Genomic DNA, 13,037 nt, shown 5'->3' on the forward strand with positions numbered 1-13,037 from the left:
CGAGCGCGTCGGGCCGTCCGAGCACGTCGAGGAGCACCATGTCGTACGGCGGCGGATGCTGCCCTGAGCCGTGGTCGCGGCCCTCTTCGAGCCCTGCCTGCGCGGCGCCCGGCGGCAGATACAGCAGGCGTTCACCGCCGGGGCCGGTGATCTGGTAGCCCGTGCCGGGGGAGTCCAGCGCGACGGCACGTATCCGGTGCCCGCTGATCAGCGCCAGCTCCTGCCGGTCGGAGACGCGAACCGGCGCGGGCAGCCCTGCGGGCGACTCCAGAGCCGGGCCGTCGTGCGGGTGTGAGAGCAGCACCTGCCGCACACCGTGCAGGGACCTGCCCGCACGCGCGGCGGCGAACGCTGGCCCCGGGGTGAGGTCGAGCAGCAGCGTCCCGTCCAGGAGCAGCGACGTCGCGGCACGTGCGTTCGTACGGCCGTCGACGCATGCGGCGCACACGGCGCAGGGGCAGGCGGGGCGCGGGAGGCCGGTGGGGGCTCCGGTGCCGAGCAAGGTGAGTTCCACACCACGATCGTCTCGTGGGCCGTCGGCGGTCGCGCACTCAGGATTACTCTGCGGACAGCGACAGTCGATCTCTGGAGGCATACATGGCGTGGACGTGGCGGTTCGAGAAGTCCGACGGCACGGAGACCGAACCAGCCGTGCAGCCGGAGGACTTCCCCACTCAGGGCGACGCCGAGTCCTGGATCGGTGAGGTCTGGAAGGACCTGCGCGAGGGCGGCGCCGATCAGGTGACCCTGTTGGAGGACGACAGCAAGGTCTACGGACCGATGAGCCTGCACGCCGAGGAGAGCTACAGCGAGGGTGAGATCCCCGAGAGCTGAGCGGCACGTCTTACATTCGCGTGCTCCCGTCGGGCCCTGCCGGGCCCGGCGGGTTTTTCAGTTCGGGGGTCCGGCGCGATTCTCATGCCCTGCGGACGGGCGGTCGCCGCTTCTCCGGCTGCCGCACGCGGAGGCGTCAGACGCCCCGGGCCCCGCAGACGTGGAGCATGGCCGCCACCGAACGGTACGGATCGGTACGGGCCGCCCGCTCCTCCACGGCGAGCATCCGCTCCGCCGCCGCCTCGTCGCTGGGCACGGCGTGGCCGAAGACGCCCACCCCGTACCACTGCCGCAGGGGTGTGCCGATCCCGGCGAGCCCCCTGGTCAGCGTCTCCAGCTCGAAGGCCCGTCCGGCGTGCTCGGGGAAGTCGAAGGCCGCCAGCGCGGCGTCCCAGTCGCCCGCGCGGCCGGGATGCATAGCCAGGGCGTCGTCGTTCCTTATCAGCACCGACAGCAGCCCGCCGGCGTCCAGCACCCGAGCGAGACCGGCCAGCGTGATGGCGGGGTCACGCGCCTGGATGAGACCGCCGTGGCACAGCACGATGTCGAAGGTTCCGGGCAGGAAGTGCGCGCCGGTGTCCTGGCTGCCGCCGGAGACCAGACGCACACGCTTGCGTATGCCCTCGGGCTCCTCGGCCAGCTCCTTCTCCAGGAGTTCGAGCAGATCGGGGTCGGACTCAAGACCCGTCACGTCGTGCCCGGCACGCGCCAGCCGAAGTGCCTGCACCCCACGGCCGAGACCGACGTCGAGCACCCTCAGCCTGCGCCCCACCTCGAAGCCGGCCGCGATCTGCTCGTCGAGCTGGCGGGCGAGGAGCTCCTGCCCGAGCCCGTCGAGCTGTCCGAGCCGGCTGGGCTGCGCGCTCAGGGCTTCTCGCCGCGTGCCACCTGCGGCTTGGGCAGGCGCATCCGGCGCAGCTGGAGCGTACGCATCAGGGCGTAGGCGACGGCGCCACGCTTGGGCTCGTCGGGGAAGCGTGCCCGCAGGTCCCTCTTGAGCCGGAAACCGAGCCCGATCGAGTCGATGACGATCATCACGATCACGAAGAGCCACAGCAGCAGCGAGATGTTCTTGAGCTGCAGCGACGGCATCATGCTCAGGATGAGGATCATCACCGCGAGGGGCAGGAAGAACTCCGCCACGGACCAGCGGGAGTCCACGTAGTCACGGGCGAAGCGCCGCACGGCGCCCTTGTCGCGTGCGGGCAGGAAACGCTCGTCACCGCCTGCCAGTGCCTGACGCTGACGGGCCATGGCGCTTCGGCGCTCGTCACGCTGACGCTTGGCGGCCTCCTTGCGGTTCGCCGGAGCCTTGGCGACGGTGCGGCGCTGGGACTGCGCGTCACTCCGCTTAGGCGTCGGGCGGCCCTTGGGGGCCTGCGGATCGCGGGTCTGATGGGGCTCGGCAGCGGTCACCCTCGGGGTGGACGTGGCCTGCCCTTCCTTCGAACGGCTTCGGAACACGTCCCCAAGAGTACGGTGCGCGCCGGCGTGCTCCCCAGGCCCGGCCGGGAACGATCTGGCAACGGGCCCGGGCCTCGAAGGGCGGCGGCGGGGCTTCCGCCTACTCCCTGGGCCGGAGGTCACGGAGAGTCGATCGTCCTTCAGGATGAGCGCATCCGCCGCCGAACAGTGCGGTAATGGAAGCAGGCCCCGTAGTCTTGGGTCATAAGGTGTGCTGCTGAGGTTCAGTCCGTTAAGAAGGGGGCGCGCGAGGCCCATGAGCGGTGTCATGAAGCGTATGGGGATGATCTTCCGCGCGAAGGCCAACAAGGCCCTGGACCGGGCTGAGGACCCGCGCGAGACGCTCGACTACTCGTACCAGAAGCAGCTCGAGCTGCTGCAGAAGGTGCGCCGAGGCGTCGCCGACGTCGCGACGTCCCGCAAGCGCCTGGAACTGCAGCTCAGCCAGCTGCAGGGGCAGTCCACGAAGCTGGAGGACCAGGGCAAGAAGGCCCTCGCCCTCGGCCGTGAGGACCTGGCCCGCGAAGCGCTCTCCCGCCGGGCGGCCCTGCAGCAGCAGGTCACCGACCTGGAGTCGCAGCACCAGACGCTGCAGGGCGAGGAGGAGAAGCTGACGCTCGCCTCCCAGCGCCTGCAGGCCAAGGTGGACGCCTTCCGTACGAAGAAGGAGACCATCAAGGCCACCTACACGGCGGCCCAGGCGCAGACCCGGATCGGCGAGGCGTTCTCCGGCATCTCCGAGGAGATGGGCGACGTCGGCATGGCCATCCAGCGCGCCGAGGACAAGACGGCCCAGTTGCAGGCCAGGTCCGGAGCGATCGACGAGCTGCTGGCCTCCGGCGCGCTCGAGGACCCCTCGGGCATGGCCAAGGACGACATCACCGCCGAACTCGACCGCCTCTCCGGCGGTACGGACGTCGAGCTGGAGCTCCAGCGCATGAAGGCGGAGCTGGCAGGCGGCTCGGGCAGCGGCGACCAGCAGGCCATCGAGGGCGGCGACAAGGCCGGGCAGGACCGCACGCAGCAGCAGTCACAGGACACACCCAAGTTCGAGAAGTAGCACCCGCGGGCCGGACCGGCTCCGACGGGCAGTGACATCGGGAAGCGGCTGACGGCCCCTCGCCAGAAGGAGAGCGACATGATCGTGCGGATCATGGGGGAAGGCCAGGTGAAGCTGGACGACAGCCACTTCGCCGAGCTGAACAAGCTGGACGACGAACTGCTCGCCGAGATGGAGACCGGGGACGAAGCGGGCTTCCGCCGCACTCTGACGGCGCTCCTCAGCGCTGTGCGGTCGATGGGCACATCGCTGCCCGACGACGCCCTGGAGCCCTCGGAGCTGATCCTGCCCGCACCCGAGGCGTCCCTCGAAGAGGTACGGGAGATGCTCACCGACGACGGCCTCATCCCTGGATGAACACCGCGGGACCGGCAGGCAGTGACGAGTGATCCCGCCCCGATAGGGGCTGCTCCGAGGAGCGGTCACGGGGAGCCGAGCCGTGCCTGACGTGACGACGAATCCCGCGGTCGGCGCCGTGTGCCGGCTTCGGCAGCGGATGCGTGCGCATCCGTACGCGGTCGACGGCCTCCTCGCGCTGGGCGCATTCCTCGCGATCCTGCTGAGCGCTGCGGCGGCGCCGCACGGCCACGACGTCCGTCCGCACTTCGGCGAGCGGGACGTGCATCCGTTGACGGTCGTCCTGGCGGGCCTGGCCTGCTCGGCCCTGGTGCTGCGACGCCGCTCGCCGATGCCGGTCCTGTGCGTCACGGGCCTGGTCACCGTCGTCGGCATGATCACCGATCCGCGCGTCGGCGAGCCCTCGGACGGGCACCGGGCGCCCATCGTGGCCGCCGCGATCATCGCTCTCTACACGGTCTCCAACCGCACCGACCGCGTCACCAGTGTCCGGGTCGGAGCCGTGACCGTGGCCGTGCTCACGGCGGCGGCCATGCTGCTCGGGGGCCGCCCGTGGTACGCGCAGGAGAACCTCGGCATTCTCGCCTGGACGGGCCTGGCCGCTGCCGGGGGAGAGGCCGTACGCAGCCGCCGGGCCTTCGTCGACGCCATACGCGAGCGCGCGGAACGCGCCGAACGCACACGCGAGGAGGAGGCGCGGCGGCGCGTGGCGGAGGAGCGCATGCGCATCGCCCGTGAACTGCACGACGTCGTCGCCCACCACATCGCCCTCGTCAACGTGCAGGCGGGCGTCGCCTCGCACGTCATGGACCAGCGGCCGGACCAGGCCAAGGAGGCGCTGGCGCACGTACGGGAGGCGAGCAGGCACGCCCTCCACGAGCTTCAGGCCACCGTCGGTCTCCTGCGCCAGTCCGGGGAGAGCACCGCGCCGACCGAGCCCGCGCCGGGGCTGGGCGTGCTGGACGAGTTGGTCGAGGGCTTCACCCGGGCCGGGATGTCCGTCTCGGTCTCCGTCTCCGCCGGGCGGACGCCCGCCGGAGACGAGCCGGTGCCCCCGGGCGGGAGCGGGCCTGTGCTGCCCTCGGCGATGGACCTCACCGCCTACCGCGTCGTGCAGGAGGCGCTGACGAACGTGCAGAAGCACGTCGGCACCGGGGCGCACGCGGAGGTGCGCATCGTGACGTCGCAGAGGGGCCTGGAGGTCACCGTCACCGACGACGGGGGAGGCGAGGCCGCAGGGGAGGCGGCCGAAGCCGGACAGGGGCCGGAGCCGAAGGACGCCCCGCAGCCGCAGGAGTCGGGCGAGGGGGCTGAGGCCGCGGTGGCGGGCGGCGGCCACGGCCTGATGGGAATGCGCGAGCGGGCCGCCGCGCTGCACGGGGTGTGTGAGACCGGTCCGCTGCCGGACGGCGGATTCCGCGTGCACGTACGCCTGCCGCTCCAGGCCTCCGGTCCGGGAAGCGACAGGCAGGAACCGCAGGCCCAGGAAGGCGCGACCGCATGACGATCCGGGTGGTGCTGGCAGACGACCAGACGCTGCTGCGCAGCGCGTTCAGAGTGCTGGTCGACTCCGAGCCCGACATGGAGGTCGTCGGGGAGGCTTCCGACGGCGCCGAAGCCGTGGAGGCCGTACGCGAACTCGGCGCGGACGTCGTCCTGATGGACATCCGGATGCCGGGCACCGACGGGCTCGCCGCCACGCGAGCCATCAGCGCCGACACCTCGCTCTCCGGCGTGAGGGTCGTCATCCTGACGACGTTCGAGGTCGACGAGTACGTCGTGCAGGCGCTCCGCGCGGGCGCTTCCGGCTACCTCGGCAAGGGCGCGGAGCCCGAGGAGCTGCTCGCCGCCATCCGTACGGCCGCCAAGGGGGACGCACTGCTGTCACCGGCGGCGACGAAGGGGCTGATCGCTTCCTTCCTGGCGCAGGGCGGGCCGTACGCGACCATGGACGTCTCCCAGGACGGGGCTTCCGGCTCCGGACGTGCGCAGGGGAGCAGCCTGGAGGTCCTCACGGGACGGGAGCGGGAGGTTCTGACGCTGATCGGCGGCGGCCTCAACAACGACGAGATCGCCGAGCAGCTCTCCGTCAGCCCTCTCACGATCAAGACGCACGTCAACCGCACCATGTCGAAGCTGGGGGCACGGGACCGGGCCCAACTCGTCGTCGCCGCCTACGAGAACGGGCTCGTACGGCCGGGCGGCTGAGCAGCCCGTACATCGGAGCCAGCAGCCCGGGGCCTCAGAGAAAGCCCCCTGAAGGGATGTAGGGAGCCGGCGGCCGCATCCCCCTCACGCACACGTAGCCCGCCGTCGTCACCTCCAGCCCCGCCGCCAGGCCGACATCGAGCGCCCACTGCTGCTCAGCCGTGACGTCGTGGATCCTGGCCCGGGTGTTCTCGGGAACGCTCAGCAGGGCGGCTGTCAGCACTCGCGTCGCCAGCCGCCGCGAGGTCGCTGCGAGGAGTTCGACCCTGCCGTCGTCACGGAGATAGCAGTAGCCGCTCCCGGCGAGGTCGTCGGAGACGTACAGGCGGCGGTGCCGGAGCAGGTACTCGTGGTCCACGCCGTGTGCACCGCCGCGCAGCCGCCTGTCGACCGAATCCATCAGATCCCGGTGTGCGGCGGACCCGATCACCGTCGGCCCGTCGGGGTCGGCGAGCCGGGCCGGGTCGACTGTGCCGTGCAGCCGCATCGCCGGATGCAGGTCGAAGCCCGCCTTGCGGTAGGTGCGGGCGGCCACCGGATGACCGGAGCTGCTGACGAGGCCGCGCAGGCACGCCCTTCCGTAGTGGAGTGTCCGCTCGAGCAGTGCCGTGCCGACTCCCTTGCCCTGCGCTTCGGGCAGTACGACGAGCAGGGCGAGCCCCCAGGTGCCCTCCCGGATCAGCGACTGGGCGGCGCCCACGGGCCGCCCGGCCGGGTCCGTGGCGATCCAGCTCCCGGCCGGGTCCGTACGCGTCAGATGGCGGATGCGTTCGCGACGCCGCGCTTCCACCTGCGGGGCGTACCTGGCCACGACACCGTGGCGCCTCTCGTCGCGCGGGCCGGCGAAGGAGGCCTCGGCGATGCGCCGTACGGCTTCGGCGTCCTCCTCGGTCTCCTGCGCCGGTCGCAACAGCATTGCCGCAGGCTACGGCAGGGCCAGCATGCGCTCCAGCGCCAGCTTCGCGAACTTCTCGGTCTCGTCGTCGACTTGGATGCGGTTGACGACCTTGCCGTCCGCCAGCGACTCCAGGGCCCAGACCAGATGCGGCAGGTCGATCCGGTTCATGGTCGAGCAGAAGCAGACCGTGCGGTCGAGGAAGACGACCTCCTTGCCCTCCGCCGCGTGCCGGTTCGCCAGCCGCCGCACGAGATTGAGCTCCGTGCCCAGCGCCCACTTGGATCCGGCGGGAGCGTCCTCGAGGGTCTTGATGATGTGCTCGGTCGAGCCGACCTGGTCGGCCGCGCTGACGACCTCGTGCTTGCACTCGGGGTGGACGAGGACGTTGACGCCGGGGATGCGGGCGCGCACGTCGTTCACCGATTCCAGGGAGAAGCGGCCGTGCACAGAGCAGTGCCCCCGCCAGAGGATCATCTTCGCGTCCTGCAGCTGCTGCGCCGTCAGGCCGCCGCCCGGCTTGTGCGGGTTGTAGACGACGCAGTCCTCCAGCGACATCCCCATGTCGCGGACGGCGGTGTTGCGGCCGAGGTGCTGGTCCGGCAGGAAGAGCACCTTGTTCCGGCGGTCTGCGCGGTCTGAACGGTCCTCGCTCTCCCGTCCCGGCTCACCCTGGGCGAAGGCCCACTCCAGAGCCCGCCGGGCGTTGGAGGAGGTGCAGATCGTGCCGCCGTGCCTGCCGGTGAAGGACTTGATGTCGGCCGAGGAGTTCATGTACGAGACGGGAACCGTGACGTCCGCGACCCCTGCCTCGGTGAGCACGTCCCAGCACTCGGCGACCTGCTCGGCCGTGGCCATGTCGGCCATGGAGCAGCCGGCGGCCAGGTCCGGCAGGACGACCTGCTGGGCGGAGGAGGTGAGGATGTCGGCCGACTCGGCCATGAAGTGCACGCCGCAGAAGACGATGTACTCCGCCTCGGGCCGTGCCGCCGCGTCCCGTGCCAGCTTGAAGGAGTCCCCGGTGACGTCGGCGAACTCGATGACCTCGTCCCGCTGGTAGTGGTGTCCGAGTACGAACACGCGCTCCCCGAGCTTCTCCTTCGCCGCGCGGGCACGCTCGACGAGACCGGGGTCGGAGGGGGCCGGAAGATCCCCGGGGCACTCGACGCCTCGCTCGCTGTTCGGGTCGGACTCGCGCCCGAGCAGCAGCAGCGCGAGCGGAGTCGGCTGTACGTCCAGTGGCTGGGCGGTCACGGCACCCACCCTTTCTCTAGCGCCGCAAGCGGCTTCTCGTCTAATTGACGTTATTAATCATATCCGCTTCATGTCACTTTGACGATGCCGTTCGCGTCGATGTGACGCATTCCCACTCGCTTCGGCTGTGTGCGAGCATGAGGTACGGAGAACGACGCAAGAATGTCCGTGCCCGCCTGGAATGAATCCGGGGCGCCGTCGGTTGACCCGACGGCAGAGCAGTCCGACCAACCCGGGAGAGAAGCAGATGTCCGTATCGGACGAGACCGCTGTGAGCGACGGCATCATCCTGTCCGACGCCGCCGCGGTGAAGGTCAAGAACCTCCTTGAGCAGGAGGGTCGTGACGACCTGGCGCTGCGCGTGGCCGTCCAGCCGGGTGGCTGTTCCGGCCTCCGGTACCAGCTCTTCTTCGACGAGCGCTCGCTCGACGGCGACGTGGTGAAGGACTTCGACGGAGTCAAGGTCGTCACCGACCGTATGAGCGCCCCCTACCTGGGCGGAGCCTCGATCGACTTCGTGGACACGATCGAGAAGCAGGGATTCACGATCGACAACCCCAACGCCACGGGCTCCTGCGCCTGCGGTGACTCCTTCAACTGATCAGGCCCACCAGCCGGGTTGAAGTGAACCGAAGCTGAAAAGGACGAAGGCGGCGGACTCCCCCCACCAGGGGTCCGCCGCCTTCGTCGTTCCGCCCCCGTGCTCTCTCAGGTCTCTCCGGTCATCTCCGCCTGTGCGCCCGCGCCGTCACTTGGCGCGCGGCACGCCTTCGCCGTCCTGGGCGTCGAGCAACTTCCGGTCACCGAGAGCCTTGTCCAGCTCCACCTCGACCGTCTGCCGCTTTGCCATCTTCACGCAGACTTTTTTGGGGTCCGTTTCCTTCGGGCGGACGGTGACCTTCACCGACTTCCCGGACTCCTCGGCGCTCGCCTTGTAGCCACCGCAGACTCCGCCCCAGAAGGTCAGCTTCACGGTGCGGCCCTCGGCGCTGTAGGAGTTGACCGCCTGCATCGGCGAGGAGGAGGGCTTCTCCGCCTGCCCCGAGCCGGCACCCGCACCGGGCGCCGGGTCGGAACCCGTGTCCGAGCCCGATCCGGGCTGAGTGGGCCGCGTCGGCTTCAGGTACTCCGGCTGCACCGCCGCGTGCGAGACGCTCGCCGTGTGCGCACCGCCGCCGAGCTCCACCTTGTAGATCCAGGACGGCACGAGCACCGGCTTGCCGTGCGTGTAGCGCGTCACGAGGCCGAACTCGGCGTCGGTCACCTTCAGGGGCTCGCCCGGTGCGATCTTCCCCGGCTTGCCGTCCTTCTCGTCGGCCTTCACCCCGCCCTTCTCGGAGGCCGGGTCCGGCGCGGGCTCGCGCACCGCGGGGCCGCCGCCCTTGCCGCGCTGCTTGTTGAGGTGCGACAGCGTCTCGTCGGCCGTCATCACCGGGTAGGAGGCGCCCTCCTTGAGCTCCCCGAGGTTTCCGTGGCCGCGGACGACCTTGCCGTCCTCGTCCACGGTGAAGGTGTTGTTCCAGTCCTTGGTCGGCATGCCGCCCACCTGCGGGGTGGCGGCCACCATGCGCATCGAGCCGGTCGCCGTGCTCGCGTCGAGCTTCGCGTCCTCGAGCTTCAGCGTCTTCAGCAGGGGCGCTACGGCGCTCTTCGCCTTCTTCTCGGAGACGGGGTCGCCCTTGCCGGAGCCGGGCATGCCCGGACACGAGTCGGAGGGCCCGCCGCCGTCAGGAGCGACGGCGTCGCCGCGGGGCACCGTCGGCAGCGGCTTCCCGCACGGCATGACCGGCGAATCCTGCGTCTGGTACGTCCAGTTGCCGGCCATCCTGTCGTCGTTCACGGTGAGCGTCAGGCCGTCCTGAGGCTTGCCGTCATCGCCCACCAGCCAGCGGCCGTCCTTCTTCTTCGGCGTCCCGGGCACATCGAGGGCCTTGGCCAGCCCGGCCACCGAGGCGCGGGAGACGCTTGTGGGCGTGCTGTAGACCGAGGCCGCCTCCGGCCCGTCCGGCAGCTTCTTGTTCGCCTTGTAGGTCTGGGGGTGCGGCTCACCCGGGGCGATGCCCGGGCCGTCCTTGCCGTCCTTGCCGTCCTCGCCGCTGTGCTGACCCGTGGCGAGGCCGTCCAGTGCGAGCTTCGGCGGCTTGGACGCGCTGCCCTGCCCGGCGGCGTCCTGGTCGTTGCCCGCTGTCGTCGCCCAGTAGGCGCCGCCACCGCCGGCCAGCAATACGGCAGCCGCCACCGTGATGACGGACAGCCGGCTCCGAGGACGGCGCACGGGCTGAACGTCGGTGGAAGGGGTCTCCCCACCAGGAGTGGGGGACGATTCGGTGCTCACGGCTGTGCTCCTTCGCTCCGTTCATCACTTCAGTCCCGGCTCGGCGTCCGAGGGGACTGCGAGGGACATCGATGTGACGGAGCAAGGGCCCGAGTGGTTCCCGTCAAGGAATTCGCCCTCGGGACGGCCTCGCCGGACCGCTCACCAGTCGCCGTACTCGGACATGCCCTCCAGCAGCCGGGCGGAGGCCGCGGGCACACGCACCCCGCGCAGCGCCTCGTGTGAAGCAGGGGGCGCCGTGGGCGTCGTCGTGAAGGAGAAGGGGCTCGACCAGTGCGGAGCCATGAGGGCGCAGTCGCCGCGCAGCTGGTCCATGGACTCGGGTTCTGCGGCGGCACGTCTCGTGAGGTTCTGCATCCTCACGACGCTACGCAGCAGGTGGGGCTGCCTGGAAGGCCCTACTATCAGGTAGTTACGTACCGTTCGGATACGGAGACCAAGGGGGTAGCGTGATGGTGCCATCCGACAGCGTCCTCCGACAGGAGCAGTTTTCGCCGTGCGTATCGCAGTCACCGGCTCCATCGCGAATGACCACCTGATGACGTTCCCCGGTCGGTTCGCCGACCAGCTGGTCGCCGACCAGCTCCACACCGTCTCGCTCTCCTTCCTCGTCGACAGTCTGGAGATCAGGCGCGGCGGGGTGGGCGCCAACATCGCCTTCGGCATGGGGCAGCTCGGCACGCAGCCGATCCTGGTCGGCGCGGCAGGTGAGGACTTCGGCGACTACCGTGCCTGGCTGGACCGGCACGGCGTCGACACCGAATCGGTCCACATCTCCGAGCTGCGGCACACGGCCCGCTTCGTGTGCACCACCGACGAGGCCCACAACCAGATCGGCTCCTTCTACACCGGAGCCATGAGTGAGGCCCGCCAGATCGAGCTGCAGACCGTCTCCGCCCGGGTCGGCGGCCTCGATCTCGTGTGCATCAGCGCGGACGACCCCGAGGCGATGATCCGGCACACCGAGGAGTGCCGTAACCGGGGCATCCCCTTCGCCGCCGACTTCTCCCAGCAGATCGCGAGGATGGAGGGCGCGGACATCCGCACCCTCATGGAGGGCGCCACCTTCCTCTTCGCGAACGAGTACGAGAAGGAGCTCATCGAGACCAAGACCGGCTGGAGCGACAAGGAGATCCTCGGCAAGGTCGAGACCCGGGTCATCACGCTGGGCGCGAAGGGTGTCCGCATCGACCGTGAGGGCGAGGAGCCCATCGTGGTCGGCGTTCCGGACGAGGAGCGCAAGGCCGACCCCACCGGAGTCGGCGACGCCTTCCGTGCCGGATTCCTCTCCGGTCTCTCCTGGGGCGTGAGCCTGGAGCGTGCCGCCCAGGTGGGCTGCATGCTGGCCACCCTCGTCATCGAGACCGTCGGCACCCAGGAGTACGAGCTGAAGCGCGCCCACTTCATGGAGCGTTTCACGAAGCGTTACGGCGAGGACGCGGCGGCCGAGGTCGCCGACCACCTGAACTGACGGCTGAGCGGCAGGGGCGGTCCCTCAACAGGGCCGCCCCTTCCGCGTGTTCGGACGCGTCCGGGTCCAGCACACGCGGCTACGTGAGCCGCCGGATGCGGAAGGCCGTGCCCTCCGCGCCCAGATACTCCTGGTTCCGCATCTCGCACCACGCCGGGATGTCCACGCGAGCCGCCTCGTCGTCGGCCAGGACGGTGATCACGCCGCCCACCGGTACGTCCTCGATCACCTTCGCGAGCTCGATCACCGGCAGCGGGCACAGCGTGCCAAGCGCGTCGACGGTCAGAGCGGAGGAGTCGGCCGAGGGCGCGGGCCCCTTCTCCCGCGGCGCGGCCGGGACGTCCAGTTGTTCGCGCACGCCGCGCACCGCCTCCGGGAGCACCGTCAGGAAGCGCTCGACGTCGGCGTCCAGCGACTCAGGCGGGGTCGGCGGCAGGGAGATGCGGACGTTGCCCTCGGACAGCACGCCCATCGCACGCAGCACATGACTCGGCGTCAGCGTGCTGGACGTGCACGACGAACCCGAGGAGACCGAGAAGCCCGCCCTGTCCAGCGCGTGGAGCAGGGCCTCCCCGTCGACGTACAGGCAGGAGAAGGTGACGACGTTCGGCAGCCGCCGCACCGGATCGCCTACGACCTCGACGTCCGGGACCAGTTCCTGAACCTGCGCCCGTACGCGGTCGACCAGCGAGCGGAGCCGCCACGCCTCTGCCTCCGCCTCGGCCCGTACGGCGCGCAGGGAAGCCGCTGCGGCGACGATGGCCGGGATGTTCTCGAAGCCGGGGGCGCGGCCCTGTTCGCGCTCGCCGGCGGGAGGCGGTGCGGCGAAGCGCACCCCTTTGCGTATGGCCAGCAGGCCGACGCCGGGAGGGCCTCCCCACTTGTGCGCGCTGCCGGTCAGCAGCGACCAACTGCCCTCGACGCGGCCCCAGGTGAGCGACTGAGCCGCGTCGACCAGCAACGGGACGCCCGACTCCGCGCACACCTCGGCCACTTCGGCGACCGGTTGCTCCGTTCCCACCTCGTGGTTGGCCGACTGGAGGCAGGCCAGGGCGGTCCCGTCGGTCAGCGCCCTCCCGTACGCCTCTGCCGAGGCGCGGCCCGTACGGTCGACCGGCACCTCGGTCACCTCGCCTCCGGCCTCGGCGTGTGCCTCCGC

General features: G+C 70.5%; 14 protein-coding genes and 1 pseudogene. 7 read left to right on the forward strand and 8 right to left on the reverse strand.

Going from position 1 to position 13,037, the window contains the following annotated elements; genetic code table 11:
• Positions 1-514: pseudogene (locus H5J26_RS21660) on the reverse strand (adenosylcobinamide kinase/adenosylcobinamide phosphate guanyltransferase); the annotation flags it as partial.
• A gap of 83 nt (positions 515-597) precedes the next feature.
• Here H5J26_RS21660 and H5J26_RS21665 point away from each other — a divergent pair.
• Positions 598-834 carry a hypothetical protein gene (locus H5J26_RS21665; RefSeq protein ID WP_181767593.1) on the forward strand — a complete coding sequence of 79 codons (237 nt, stop codon included), beginning with the start codon at positions 598-600 and terminating at the stop codon, positions 832-834.
• A 136-nt stretch (positions 835-970) separates the two neighbouring features.
• Here the strand turns inward: H5J26_RS21665 and H5J26_RS21670 are convergent, their stop codons facing one another.
• Both H5J26_RS21670 and H5J26_RS21675 read right to left on the reverse strand, forming a co-directional pair.
• Complete coding sequence (locus tag H5J26_RS21670; protein ID WP_181767604.1) at positions 971-1,702, reverse strand: class I SAM-dependent methyltransferase; 732 nt, start codon at positions 1,700-1,702, stop codon at positions 971-973.
• Positions 1,699-2,298 carry a DUF3043 domain-containing protein gene (locus H5J26_RS21675; RefSeq protein ID WP_309238014.1) on the reverse strand — a complete coding sequence of 200 codons (600 nt, stop codon included), beginning with the start codon at positions 2,296-2,298 and terminating at the stop codon, positions 1,699-1,701. Before H5J26_RS21675 ends, H5J26_RS21670 begins: the two co-directional genes overlap by 4 nt.
• 256 nt (positions 2,299-2,554) lie before the next feature.
• Between H5J26_RS21675 and H5J26_RS21680 the strand changes: the two genes are divergently transcribed.
• The 4 genes from H5J26_RS21680 to H5J26_RS21695 all read left to right on the forward strand — a co-directional run bounded on the left by H5J26_RS21680 (position 2,555) and on the right by H5J26_RS21695 (position 5,923).
• Positions 2,555-3,358: a PspA/IM30 family protein gene (locus H5J26_RS21680; protein ID WP_181767594.1), complete on the forward strand. Its 804-nt coding sequence runs from the start codon at positions 2,555-2,557 to the stop codon at positions 3,356-3,358.
• Positions 3,359-3,436: 78 nt separating this feature from the next.
• Entirely contained in the window at positions 3,437-3,715 is a 279-nt protein-coding gene (pspAA, locus tag H5J26_RS21685) for a PspA-associated protein PspAA (RefSeq protein WP_181767595.1), read from the forward strand.
• Between the two features lie 139 nt (positions 3,716-3,854).
• Complete coding sequence (locus tag H5J26_RS21690; RefSeq protein WP_181767606.1) at positions 3,855-5,219, forward strand: sensor histidine kinase; 1,365 nt, start codon at positions 3,855-3,857, stop codon at positions 5,217-5,219.
• Entirely contained in the window at positions 5,216-5,923 is a 708-nt protein-coding gene (locus tag H5J26_RS21695; protein WP_181767596.1) for a response regulator, read from the forward strand. Before H5J26_RS21690 ends, H5J26_RS21695 begins: the two co-directional genes overlap by 4 nt.
• Positions 5,924-5,957: 34 nt before the next feature.
• Here H5J26_RS21695 and H5J26_RS21700 read toward each other — a convergent pair whose 3' ends face one another.
• Both H5J26_RS21700 and nadA read right to left on the reverse strand, forming a co-directional pair.
• The gene (locus tag H5J26_RS21700) at positions 5,958-6,839 is read right to left on the reverse strand and encodes a GNAT family N-acetyltransferase (RefSeq protein ID WP_181767597.1); all 882 of its coding nucleotides are present in this window, start codon (positions 6,837-6,839) and stop codon (positions 5,958-5,960) included.
• Between the two features lie 9 nt (positions 6,840-6,848).
• Positions 6,849-8,072: a quinolinate synthase NadA gene (gene nadA / locus H5J26_RS21705; RefSeq protein ID WP_181767598.1), complete on the reverse strand. Its 1,224-nt coding sequence runs from the start codon at positions 8,070-8,072 to the stop codon at positions 6,849-6,851.
• A gap of 247 nt (positions 8,073-8,319) precedes the next feature.
• Here nadA and H5J26_RS21710 point away from each other — a divergent pair, with 247 nt between their 5' ends.
• Positions 8,320-8,673 (forward strand): HesB/IscA family protein, encoded by a 354-nt coding sequence (locus H5J26_RS21710; RefSeq protein ID WP_181767599.1) that lies wholly within the window; start codon positions 8,320-8,322, stop codon positions 8,671-8,673.
• Between the two features lie 147 nt (positions 8,674-8,820).
• On the opposite strand, the gene H5J26_RS21715 is transcribed toward H5J26_RS21710, so the two are convergent.
• Both H5J26_RS21715 and H5J26_RS21720 read right to left on the reverse strand, forming a co-directional pair.
• Positions 8,821-10,407, reverse strand: coding sequence for a hypothetical protein (locus tag H5J26_RS21715; RefSeq protein ID WP_181767600.1), 1,587 nt, complete (start codon positions 10,405-10,407; stop codon positions 8,821-8,823).
• 141 nt (positions 10,408-10,548) lie between these two features.
• A complete protein-coding gene (locus H5J26_RS21720; RefSeq protein WP_181767601.1) occupies positions 10,549-10,764 on the reverse strand; it encodes a hypothetical protein in 216 nt (71 codons plus the stop codon).
• Between the two features lie 139 nt (positions 10,765-10,903).
• On the opposite strand from H5J26_RS21720, the gene H5J26_RS21725 reads away from it, so the two are divergent.
• The gene (locus H5J26_RS21725) at positions 10,904-11,878 is read left to right on the forward strand and encodes a carbohydrate kinase family protein (RefSeq protein WP_181767602.1); all 975 of its coding nucleotides are present in this window, start codon (positions 10,904-10,906) and stop codon (positions 11,876-11,878) included.
• Between the two features lie 79 nt (positions 11,879-11,957).
• Here the strand turns inward: H5J26_RS21725 and H5J26_RS21730 are convergent.
• Positions 11,958-13,037: cysteine desulfurase/sulfurtransferase TusA family protein (locus H5J26_RS21730; RefSeq protein ID WP_181767603.1), on the reverse strand; the 1,080-nt coding region annotated here is incomplete at its 5' end.

This window comes from Streptomyces albidus (ex Kaewkla and Franco 2022) (assembly GCF_013870515.1).
Taxonomy (GTDB): Bacteria; Actinomycetota; Actinomycetes; order Streptomycetales; family Streptomycetaceae; genus Streptomyces; species Streptomyces albidus.

Coding starts and splice junctions, on each gene's coding strand:
- H5J26_RS21680 (WP_181767594.1), top strand. CDS start 2,555: ATGAGCGGTGTCATGAAGCGTATGGGGATGATCTTCCGCGCGAAGGCC.
- H5J26_RS21665 (WP_181767593.1), top strand. CDS start 598: ATGGCGTGGACGTGGCGGTTCGAGAAGTCCGACGGCACGGAGACCGAA.
- H5J26_RS21690 (WP_181767606.1), top strand. CDS start 3,855: ATGCGTGCGCATCCGTACGCGGTCGACGGCCTCCTCGCGCTGGGCGCA.
- pspAA (WP_181767595.1), top strand. CDS start 3,437: ATGATCGTGCGGATCATGGGGGAAGGCCAGGTGAAGCTGGACGACAGC.
- H5J26_RS21700 (WP_181767597.1), bottom strand. CDS start 6,839: ATGCTGTTGCGACCGGCGCAGGAGACCGAGGAGGACGCCGAAGCCGTA.
- H5J26_RS21720 (WP_181767601.1), bottom strand. CDS start 10,764: ATGCAGAACCTCACGAGACGTGCCGCCGCAGAACCCGAGTCCATGGAC.
- H5J26_RS21710 (WP_181767599.1), top strand. CDS start 8,320: ATGTCCGTATCGGACGAGACCGCTGTGAGCGACGGCATCATCCTGTCC.
- H5J26_RS21695 (WP_181767596.1), top strand. CDS start 5,216: ATGACGATCCGGGTGGTGCTGGCAGACGACCAGACGCTGCTGCGCAGC.